Annotated in this window: 8 protein-coding genes; 4 read left to right on the top strand and 4 right to left on the bottom strand. The window is 71.6% G+C overall.

Annotated elements, in window-relative coordinates; all coding sequences use genetic code 11:
- Positions 1–1417, bottom strand: a 1417-nt coding sequence (locus ACFKCF_RS04155; protein ID WP_394490731.1) for a hypothetical protein, incomplete at its 3' end; no start/stop codon positions are given.
- 179 nt (positions 1418–1596) lie between these two features.
- Here ACFKCF_RS04155 and ACFKCF_RS04150 point away from each other — a divergent pair.
- Both ACFKCF_RS04150 and ACFKCF_RS04145 read left to right on the top strand, forming a co-directional pair.
- Positions 1597–3126 (top strand): MFS transporter, encoded by a 1530-nt coding sequence (locus ACFKCF_RS04150; RefSeq protein ID WP_394490729.1) that lies wholly within the window; start codon positions 1597–1599, stop codon positions 3124–3126.
- A gap of 35 nt (positions 3127–3161) precedes the next feature.
- On the top strand, positions 3162–3821 hold the full coding sequence (locus ACFKCF_RS04145) for a DoxX family protein (RefSeq protein ID WP_394490727.1): 660 nt from the start codon (positions 3162–3164) through the stop codon (positions 3819–3821).
- Between the two features lie 61 nt (positions 3822–3882).
- Here ACFKCF_RS04145 and ACFKCF_RS04140 read toward each other — a convergent pair whose 3' ends face one another.
- Positions 3883–4398, bottom strand: coding sequence for a hypothetical protein (locus tag ACFKCF_RS04140; protein ID WP_394490725.1), 516 nt, complete (start codon positions 4396–4398; stop codon positions 3883–3885).
- A 77-nt stretch (positions 4399–4475) separates the two neighbouring features.
- Positions 4476–4934, bottom strand: a complete 459-nt coding sequence (locus ACFKCF_RS04135; protein ID WP_394490723.1) for a hypothetical protein — start codon at positions 4932–4934, stop codon at positions 4476–4478.
- A gap of 403 nt (positions 4935–5337) precedes the next feature.
- On the opposite strand from ACFKCF_RS04135, the gene ACFKCF_RS04130 reads away from it, so the two are divergent.
- Both ACFKCF_RS04130 and ACFKCF_RS04125 read left to right on the top strand, forming a co-directional pair.
- Complete coding sequence (locus ACFKCF_RS04130) at positions 5338–6360, top strand: LacI family DNA-binding transcriptional regulator (RefSeq protein ID WP_394490721.1); 1023 nt, start codon at positions 5338–5340, stop codon at positions 6358–6360.
- 132 nt (positions 6361–6492) lie between these two features.
- Positions 6493–8337, top strand: coding sequence for a ricin-type beta-trefoil lectin domain protein (locus ACFKCF_RS04125; protein ID WP_394490719.1), 1845 nt, complete (start codon positions 6493–6495; stop codon positions 8335–8337).
- On the opposite strand, the gene sthA is transcribed toward ACFKCF_RS04125, so the two are convergent.
- Positions 8338–9753 (bottom strand): Si-specific NAD(P)(+) transhydrogenase, encoded by a 1416-nt coding sequence (sthA, locus tag ACFKCF_RS04120; RefSeq protein ID WP_394490717.1) that lies wholly within the window; start codon positions 9751–9753, stop codon positions 8338–8340.
- Positions 9754–9808 lie beyond the last annotated feature (55 nt).

Below are 9808 nucleotides of genomic sequence, written 5' to 3'. Positions count from 1 at the left end.
CCAGCCCGATCCGCCACGCCCACGTCGCCGCCGGCTCGGCCCGCCAGGCCTCCAGCAGCCCGGCCGCCGCGCAGGCGGCCGCCGCCAGGACGACGAGCGCGGTCGCGGCGGGCAGCCACCGGTCGCCGCGGTGGCGGGCGCGCAGGTAGCCGCGCACCATCGGGTACGGCACCGCCACGGCGGCGACGGCGGCCCTGGGCTCCACCGCGAGCGCCCCGCCAACCAGAGGGACCAGCACGGACCAGGTCCTGACGAGCAGGATCCAGAGCAGCACGCCGACGTTCCTGCGGGCGGTGCGCTCGATCTGCGCCGCGTGGGCGTGCCCCCGAGCCTCCCGGGCGCGCGTGGTCTCGGCCAGCGCCAGGAGCGGGCGGCCGCGCCACGTCTCCGCCAGCGCCCGTACGGCCGCCAACGCGGGCCAGCCCAGCACCACGATCCCCGCCAGTCCCGCCCAGACCGGGTCGAGCGCGGACGGCACGGACGGCATCGCCCCCAGCAGCAGCCAGGCGGCGAACGCGACCGCCGACACGGCCGCCGAGACCACCGCCGCGCCGAGCCAGGGATCCCTGCAGAGCATCGCGGGCACGTACGACCACAGACCCACGCGCCGCGCCTGCCTGAGCGCGAGCGGCGCCAGCAGCACCAGCACGGCGAACCCGCCGAGCTGGGCCGGGGCGCCCCAGTCGAGGAAGAGCGCGGCCCCGGCGATCGTGAGCGTGGCGAGCGCGACCAGCAGGCGGGCCTGGCGGGACCAGACCTCGAGCGCCCGCCTGGCCCGGCCCGTCTCGCGCGGGTCGACCGGCCAGGCGGGGTCGTGGTGCGGGCGGTGCCGGTCCCAGCGCAGCAGGGACAGGGCGAGGTTCGTGCGGGCCTGGGGGTTCGCGGGGTCGATGGCGAGCGCGATCCGGTACGACCGCTCGGCGCGGGCGTGGTCGCCGCCCAGCAGGGCCAGGTCGCCGAGCATGACCGCGGGGTCGGGCCGCTCCGGCGCGAACCTCCCGGCCAGCGTGGCGTGCTCCACCGCCTCCTGCCAGCGGCCGGGGGAGCGGCGCAGGATCGCGGCCAGGCGCAGGCGGGCCGGCCAGGAGCCACGGGCCAGCTCCACGGCACGTTCGGCCGCGGGCGCCGCGTCGGCGTCGCGGCCCAGCCGTTCGTGGGCGAGGCTGATGAGGCGGTGGGCCCATTCGGCGCCCGGATCCAGGTCGGCCGCGCGGCGGGCGGCGTCGAGCGCGGACTCGGGGCGGCCGGCGTTCAGCCTGGCCAGGGCCTCGTCACACCATTCACGTGAGGATCGATCGGAAATATCGCCTTTTCTGTCACTTTCGTCGCTCCCCACGGTCTCCATGATCGCGTCGAGGGCGAATCCTGGATAGATGACGACATATGGCTGTATCTCTCTAGAGAGGTACTGGGGCATCTGTGGATCAGTCGATACTGCTATGACAAGTGCTGGACATGCCCTAAGCTGCGACGCAAGCCGGAGTGCGAGGAGTCGAGGCGGAGGAGCTCGGGAGGAGCGAGCGTCGAGCCGGGCTCCCGCCACCGACCAAAGAGCACGTGCGGGCCCTGTCAACGGATCGGCCTGCAAGGAGGCCCATGACCGTCACACAGGCCGCACCCCTCGTACGGACTGCCGATCGGGAGCACGGGGACCGCCGCTGGTCCATTCTCGTGCTGCTCTGCCTGAGCCTGCTGCTGATCACCGTCGACGCGACCGTCCTGCACATCGCGGTGCCCGCGCTCACGGCCGCGCTGGAGCCGTCCGCGGTGCAACTGCTGTGGATCATCGACATCTATTCGCTGGTGGTCGCGCCGCTGCTGATCATGTTCGGCACGCTCGGCGACCGGTACGGGCGCAAACGGCTGGTGCTGTGCGGCTACATACTGTTCGGCCTGGCCTCGGCCGGGGCCGCGTTCGCCCCGACGCCGCTGACCCTGATCCTGGCCAGGGCGCTGCTCGGCATCGGCGGGGCGATGATCATGCCCGCCACGCTGTCCCTGATCCGCCAGATCTTCACCGACAGGCGCGAGCGCGCCATCGCCCTGGGCGTCTGGAGCGCGGTGGCGGCGGCCGGCGCGGCCGTCGGCCCGCTCATCGGCGGCGTGCTCGTCGGCATCTGGTGGGGCGCCGTCTTCCTGATCAACGTACCGATCCTGCTGGCGCTGATCCCCGCCGCCGTCCGCCTGCTGCCGGACTCTCCGGGGCGCAAGGACCGGGGATGGGACGGCGTGAGCGCGGTGCTGTCGGTGCTCGGCATCCTGGCGCTGGCGTTCGGGCTGAAGGAGGCGGGCTCGGGCAGCCTGATGCCGCTGTGGGCGTCGGTGCTGGTGTTCCTGGCCGGGCTGGGGCTGCTCTTCCTGTTCGTACGCCGCCAGTCGCGCCTGCGCCACCCGCTGCTCGAGGTCGGGCTGTTCCGGCGGCGCGAGTTCACGACCGGGGTGGCCGGCGTGCTGCTCGGCGTGTTCGCGCTGGTGGGCCTGCAGCTCATGCTCGCCCAATACCTGCAGCTCGTGCTCGGCGACAGCCCCCTGCGCGCGGCGGTCAGGATGTTGCCGCTGGTGATCTCGGCCATCTCCGGCGGGCTCGCCGCCGCCCACATCCTGCCGCGGATCGGCATGCGGACCACGATGAGCGGCGGGCTCGGGCTCGTCGCGCTCTCCCTGACCCCCACGCTGTCCTGGGGCGTCGAGGGGCATCCCGTGATGCTGGCGTTCTGCTTCGTGGGCATCGGGTTCGGGGTCCAGGTGGCGCTGCTCGCCGCCTCCGACACGATCATGTCCGCGGCGTCGGAGTCCCAGGCGGGCGGGGCCGCGGCCATCGAGGAGACCGCGTACGAGCTGGGCGCCGGCCTCGGCGTGGCCGTGCTCGGCACGATCACCGCCATCGTGTACGCCCCCGGCCTGCACTCCGTGCCCGGCGTGTCCGCGAGCGGCATGGACAAGGCCAGGCAGTCGCTCGCGGGCGCGGCGCACGTCGCGCACGAGGTGGGCGGCAGCGCGGGCGGCGCCCTGCTCGACGCCGCCCGATGGGCCTTCGTCAACGCCCTGCACACGACCGTGGTCGTGAGCGTCGTCCTGCTCAGCCTGACCGCCGTCGTGGTGGCCATGCTGCTCAGTCGTGATTGAGGTGTGCCATGTCCCGATTAGGGCAGACAACTACCGTGAAACAGGCCCTCCGTGATCTTGCTGCTTTAGTCGCCCGCGTCGGCGTGGGCGGCATCTTCTTCGCGAACGGCTGGACCAAGCTGGAGGACGGGCTGAAGGCCACCGGGGCGAAGTTTCTCGCACAGGGTGCCCCCGCACCCGGCGCCTGGGCCACGGTGACCATGCTCACCGAGCTCATCGGCGGCGCGCTGCTGATCGCGGGGCTGGCCGTCTCGGTCACGGGCCTGATCCTCTTCGCCGAGGCGCTGGGGGTCTTCGTGGTGGCCCCGCCGCTCAACCCCATCAGCCTGAACGAGCTGATCCTCCTCGGCGCCGCATCCCTCCTGCTCGCCGTGGTGGGCGCGGGACGGGTGTCGGTGGACCACATGGTGGTGATCAGGCGGAGGGAGTCGGAGGCGGCGAACGAGTTCGCGGCCGACACGGAGGCGGACCGCGTCATCGCCTCGCTCCGGGAGCCCGACAAATCTCCGGCTCCGGAGCCGCAGGACGAGCCCGCCGGAACGGCCGCCTCGAAGGACACGGCACCCCATCCCCGGCCGCGCGCCAAGAGCGGGGAGGTGAGCCGCTCGGAGGACCCCGTACCGGCACCGGGCGACACGCTGGTGGCCGGCCGCAAGAAACCTGCGGCCCGCACCCGCCGCCCACCCTCCGACTGACCTATCCCGCCGTCCCGCGCTCGTGCCGTCGGGGTCGCGTGAGCGAGCCCCGGTACCGTTCCTAAGGACTGAGCAGGAGCTGCTCAGCCGCGTGCTCCGGACGGTGTTGGGCACAATGGTCGCCCGCTTGCCCGCCGCGGTCCGGCGGCATGCATCGTGTGCATGATCCGGTGTCCGGGGGGCGGGTTTCCTCGCGCCGGCGTGCTCCTGGTCGGGCCTGGACGGTCCGATGCCCCTGCTCATCGCTCCGGTGAGCAGGGGGCGGTGCCGTCCGTCGCCGGATCGGATGCCCGAGGGCGCGTCGTCCGATCGCGATGCTCGCCGCATCGTGAGAGGTGGTTGGACGTCTCTGGCTGGTCAGCGGGGCCTGCCAGCGCTGGGTACCCCACTTGGAGGTGTAGGCCGGATCCACGGCGACGATCGCGATGCCGGCCGCGCCGGCCATCGAGATCAATCGGGCCCGCAGCCTGGCGGTTGGCAGGCTGGAGATGAGCTGCCGGAACTGCTTGCGGCGGCCGTGCTTCTCCCGGGTCTTCTCCCCCTGGAAGTCCAGGTCCTCGATGGCGACGGCCTTCACGCCGCAGGACATTGCCCAAGTCAGGAGGCGCGTCAGCGCGTGGCGGACCTGGGCGTCGCGGTGGTCGGCGCTGCCGGTCAGGTCGTAGGAGAACCGGCGGGGGTTGCCGATCGGGTTGCCGTGGGTGTCGAGCCGCCAGGATGGACGCGGATCGTCTCGTTGCCGTACCGCTTGCCGGACTCCCCGTCAGCTTGCAGGAACCAGCGCGCGGCCTGCCACCGCGCCCGCCACTCGTGCTCCTCCAGCCCCGCCGCCTCCAGATGGTGCCGCATCCCGGCCAGCCGCTTGCCGCCCCGCACCATGTGCACCCGCCCGGCCCGCCAATCGGCCCGTAGGCCGGTCAGGCGATCGGTCAGCACGCGCAGCCGGCGGGACTTGGCGAACCACTCCTGCCGCGAACGGTAGCCACCCGGCCGGCCCTTGGTGCCCTTCTGTCCCACGGGCAGCGACAGCCGGTGCGCGATCGCGGCGATCCCGGCCTCGAGCGTCCGGAGGTGTGCCAACTGGCCGCGCCGGGGCCAGCGCCCATTGATCATGGCTGGTCTTGGTGATCGCTCCTGCCCACCGCGCCGACGAGTCCGCGGTCAGCTCTCGCTTCCGGGCCGCCCACCGATCAGCGCCGTGCGCCAGCCCGTCCCGGCACCGCACCGCGAGATCTTTGGAGGCCAGCGCGCCCAGATGCGCCCCGGCCGGCCGCAGCACCGTCTCGTCCTGGACGGTCAGCCCTTTGACGCTACCGAGAATTGGCGCTGCCGGGTAGAACATTCGAGCGAAACGCAAGACCCCGCCGTTCATGCTGACTGCCGATGTCACGCTGGCCGGCTACATGCGCTTGGCTCGGCGGTGATCTCCCGGGCCACGGTAAGAGCCCGTCGGTGACCGCCCCGGCCGCGGCGCGGGCCCGGCTATTCTGGCGGCAGGGCGGAGCGAGGGGCGTGGATGGCGGCCAGGTCCGGCAGGGCGCGCGCGACGGTGCGTGACGTCGCGGCGGAGACGGGGCTGTCCATCGCCACGGTCTCCCGCGTGCTCAACGGCCAGGCCAACGTCGCCCCGCACACCCGGGAGCTGGTGCTGCGCGCCGTCGGGCGCCTCGGCGACCAGGCGCCGCGGCCACGCACGGTCCACGACCCGGCGGCCGGCGCCGTCTACGTGCGCTGCCCGTACGTGCTGACCGACTATTTCGGGCTCATCGTCTCCTCGGTGGGGGAGACCATCGAGCTGCACGGCAGGCAGATGATCCTCGGCGCGGGCGAGGCCGCCCAGGCCGCCCCGGTGCTCACCGGGCTGCCCGGCAGGCAGGGCGTGGCCGGCGCGATCCTCATCCTGCCCCCGGAGCCGGGCGAGGAGCTGGCACGTCTGCGCGACAGCGGTTTCCCCTTCGTGGTGGTCGACCCCAGGACCCCGCCCCCCAAGGACATCGCGGCGGTGTCGGCCGCTCACTTCGCGGGCGGGCGCAAGCTGATGGCGCACGTGGTCGGGCTGGGCCACCGCCGCGTCGGGATCATCGGCGGGCCGGTGGAGTGGCTGCCGAGCGAGGCCAGGCTCGCGGGCTACACGGCCTCGCTGGCGGACGCCGGGGTGCTGCCCGAGCCCGAGCTGCTGCGCAGCGTGCCGGAGCCGAGCACCGAGTACGGCTACCTGGCGGCCTGCGAGCTGCTCGACCTGCCGGAGCGGCCGACGGCGCTGGTGGCGTTCAACGACAAGATGGCCGTCGGAGCGCTGTGGGCGGCGGCCGAGCGCGGGCTGAGCGTGCCGGGCGACCTGTCGGTGGCCGGTTTCGACGACATCGACGTCAGCCGGGCCACCTCGCCCGCCCTCACCACGGTGCGCCAGCCCCTGCAGGAGATGGGCCGGATGGCGGTCACGCTGCTGATGCGGCTGCTGAGCCGTCACACGGTGGAGGCGCTGCACGTCTCGCTCGAGTCTGAGCTGATCATCCGCGGCTCCACCGGTCCTGCCTGATCGTTTCATTTGTTTCATAGCCCTAAATGGGCCTTGACGCTGCCCATGACGCGTGGTCATCTAAAAGAAAGTTTCTTTATTGTTTCATTTGTTACATGGGAAACACCCCCCGCCCGGAAGGGAAGCAGCGCCGTGTCCCGAATACTCTCGCTCTTCTGCGCGACCGTCCTGGCAATGGCCGTGCCGGTCCCGGCGTACGCCGCCGGCGAGACGGTGAACGTCTGGCTCACCACCACCTCGGACGCCGGAGGCCGCAACGTCACCCGCGGCCTCGCGCAGCAGACCCCAATCTCCTTCGGCCCCGCCGGCGGCAGCGCCAACCACACGATCAACGTCAACGAGGGCACCACATACCAGCAGTTCGAGGGCGGCGGCGCGTCGATCACCGACACCACCGCGTATCTGCTGCGCGGCGGCCCCGTCAGCGCGGCCACGCGGGACGCGGTCATGCGCAAGCTGTTCTCGCCCGCGGACGGGATCGGCCTGTCGTTCGTCCGCAACCCGATCGGCGCCTCCGACCTGTCGCGCCCGGGCATGGTCTCGCTCGACGACACCTGCTGCGACCTCGACGACTTCGGCGCCAACGGCTACGACACCGACGTCCGCCTGCTGACCGTCCAGGCCAAACAGCTCAACCCGGAGCTGCGGGTCAAGGCCGTGCCGTGGAGCGCGCCCGGCTGGATGAAGGACAACGGCCGGATGGACCAGATGGGCTGGCTGAAGTCGCAGTACTACGCCATGTACGCCCAGTACTTCGTCAAGTACGTCCAGAGCTACCAGGCCGCCGGGGTCCCGGTGAACTACGTCTCCGTCCAGAACGAGCCCAACTGCTGCCAGGCGTCCAACCCGACCGCCATGAACTACCCCGGCATGAGCTGGAACGCCTCCGGCCTCATCGAGCTGACCAAGAACTTCGTCTACCCGGCCTTCCGCGCCGCCGGGATCACCACGAAGGTGCTCGTCCACGACTGGAACTACGGCGACTACGGCCAGATCGGCGGCCCCATCCTGGCCGACGCGGCGCTGCGCAACGACCCGCTGTTCGGCGGCATCGCCTGGCACGGCTACTTCGGCGACCCGGCGGTCGGCTCGCAGGTGCACGACCAGTATCCGTCGGTGCCCCAGTTCAGCACCGAGCACTCCGGCGGCACCTGGGTCACCAACCAGCACAACGAGGACATGGCCGACATCGTTACCTACGCCCGCAACTGGAGCCGCAGCCTGGTCAAGTGGAGCCTGGCGCTCAACCAGCAGATGGGCCCGCACAACGGCGGCTGCGGCACCTGCACCGGCCTGATCACGGTCCAGGAGGGCGGCTCGCGCGCCGGCCAGGTGGACTACACGATCGAGTACTACACGACCGGTCACCTCACCAAGTTCGTCAGACCTGGGGCGTACCGGATCGACTCGACCGCCAACTCCACGGTGCAGAACGTCGCCTGGCGCAACCCCGACGGCTCCAAGGCCCTGATCGCCCACAACGGCGGCGCCTCGGCCCAGTCGGTCAGGGTCAACTGGGGCAACCAGTCGTTCGTGTACACGCTGCCCGCCCGTACCACCGCGACCTTCACCTGGTCGGGCACGCCGGGCGGCAGCCCGTCCGGCGCCATCACCGGCCTGGGCGGCAAGTGCGTCGACGTGGCCGGCGGCAGCAGCGCCGACGGCGCCGCCGTGCAGCTCTACACCTGCAACGGCACCGCCGCCCAGCAGTGGACCCGCCCGGGCGACGGCACGCTGCGCGCGCTCGGCAAGTGCCTGGACGTGGTCGACCGCGGCACCGCCGACGGCAGCAAGCTCCAGCTCTGGTCGTGTTCGGGCGGCGCCAACCAGCAGTGGACCCACACCTCGGGCCGGGACCTGGTGAACCCCGCCGCGGACAAGTGCGCCGACGTCACCGGCAACTCCAGCGCCGACGGCACCCGGCTGCAGATCTGGACCTGCACGGGCGCCGCCAACCAGAAGTGGACGCTGTCGTGATCACATGCCGGCGGTGAGGCGGGCGACCACCCGCATCTTGTTCATCGCGTCCAGCGCGGCCACCTTGTACGACTCGGCCAGCGTCGGATAGTTGAACACGGCGTTGACCAGGTAGTCGATCGTCCCGCCGCACCCCATGACCGTCTGCCCGATGTGCACGAGCTCCGTCGCCCCCGTGCCGAACACGTGGACGCCCAGCAGCCGCCGGTCCTCGGGGGAGACGAGGAGCTTGAGCATGCCGTACGAGTCGCCGATGATCTGGCCCCTGGCCAGCTCCCGGTAGCGCGAGATGCCCACCTCGAACGGCACCTTGTCCCGGGTCAGCTCGTCCTCCGACCGGCCGACGAAGCTGATCTCGGGAATGGTGTAGATCCCGATGGGCGGCAGCTCGCGGGCGTCCTCGACCGGCTCCCCGCACGCGTGCTGCGCGGCCACCCGCCCCTGCTCCATGGAGGTGGCCGCCAGCGCGGGGAAGCCGATCACGTCGCCCACGGCGTAGATGTGCGGCACCTCGGTGGCGTAGTTGGAGTCCACCGAGATGCGGCCGCGGGCGTCGGCGGCCAGGCCGGCGGCCTCCAGGCACAGCTCGGCGGTCTTGCCCTGGCGCCCGGCCGAGTACATGACGCAGTCGGCGGGGATCTTCTTGCCGCTCTCCAGCAGGGTCAGCGCCCCGCCGGGGCGGCGCTCGACGGCGGCCACGTTCTCCCCGAAGCGGAACGTCACGGCCAGGTCGCGCAGGTGGTACTTCAGCGCCTCGACGATCTCCAGGTCGCAGAACTCCAGCATGCGCTCGCGCCGCTCGATCACCGTCACCTTGGTGCCGAGCGCGGCGAACATGGAGGCGTACTCGATGCCGATGACCCCGGCCCCCACCACGACCAGGGTCTCGGGGATCCGGTCGAGGTGCAGGATCGCGTCGGAGTCGATGATCGTCCTGTCGTCGAACTCGACGCTGTCGGGACGGGCGGGCGAGGTGCCGGTGGCGATCACGACCTTCTCGGCGGTGATCTTCGTCTCCTCGGACTTGCCCTCCTCGTGCGTGATCCCGATCGTGTGCGCGTCCAGGAACCGGCCGGTGCCCTGCAGCACCGTCACGTGGTTGCGGGCGAGCTGGCTGCGGATCACCTGGATCTCGCGGCCGATCACGTGCTGGGTGCGCATCCCGAGGTCGGTGACCGTGATCTCGTCCTTGACGCGGTAGCTGGCGCCGTACAGCTCCCGCTGGTTGAGCCCTGTGAGATAGAGGACGGCCTCCCGCAGGGTCTTGGAGGGGATCGTGCCCGTGTTGATGCACACGCCGCCGATCATGTGTCGTTTCTCGACCACGGCGACACGCTTGCCGAGCTTCGCCGCCGCGATCGCGGCCTTCTGCCCACCTGGCCCGGAACCCAGGACCACAACATCAAAGTCCGCCACACCGTCCAGTCTGCTGGTGGCGTGTTAACGGGAAAAGACCTGTCTGCGAGACTCC

The organism is Nonomuraea sp. JJY05, assembly GCF_043496855.1.
Taxonomy (GTDB): Bacteria; Actinomycetota; Actinomycetes; order Streptosporangiales; family Streptosporangiaceae; genus Nonomuraea.
This window is presented reverse-complemented; position numbering and strand designations above follow the sequence as displayed.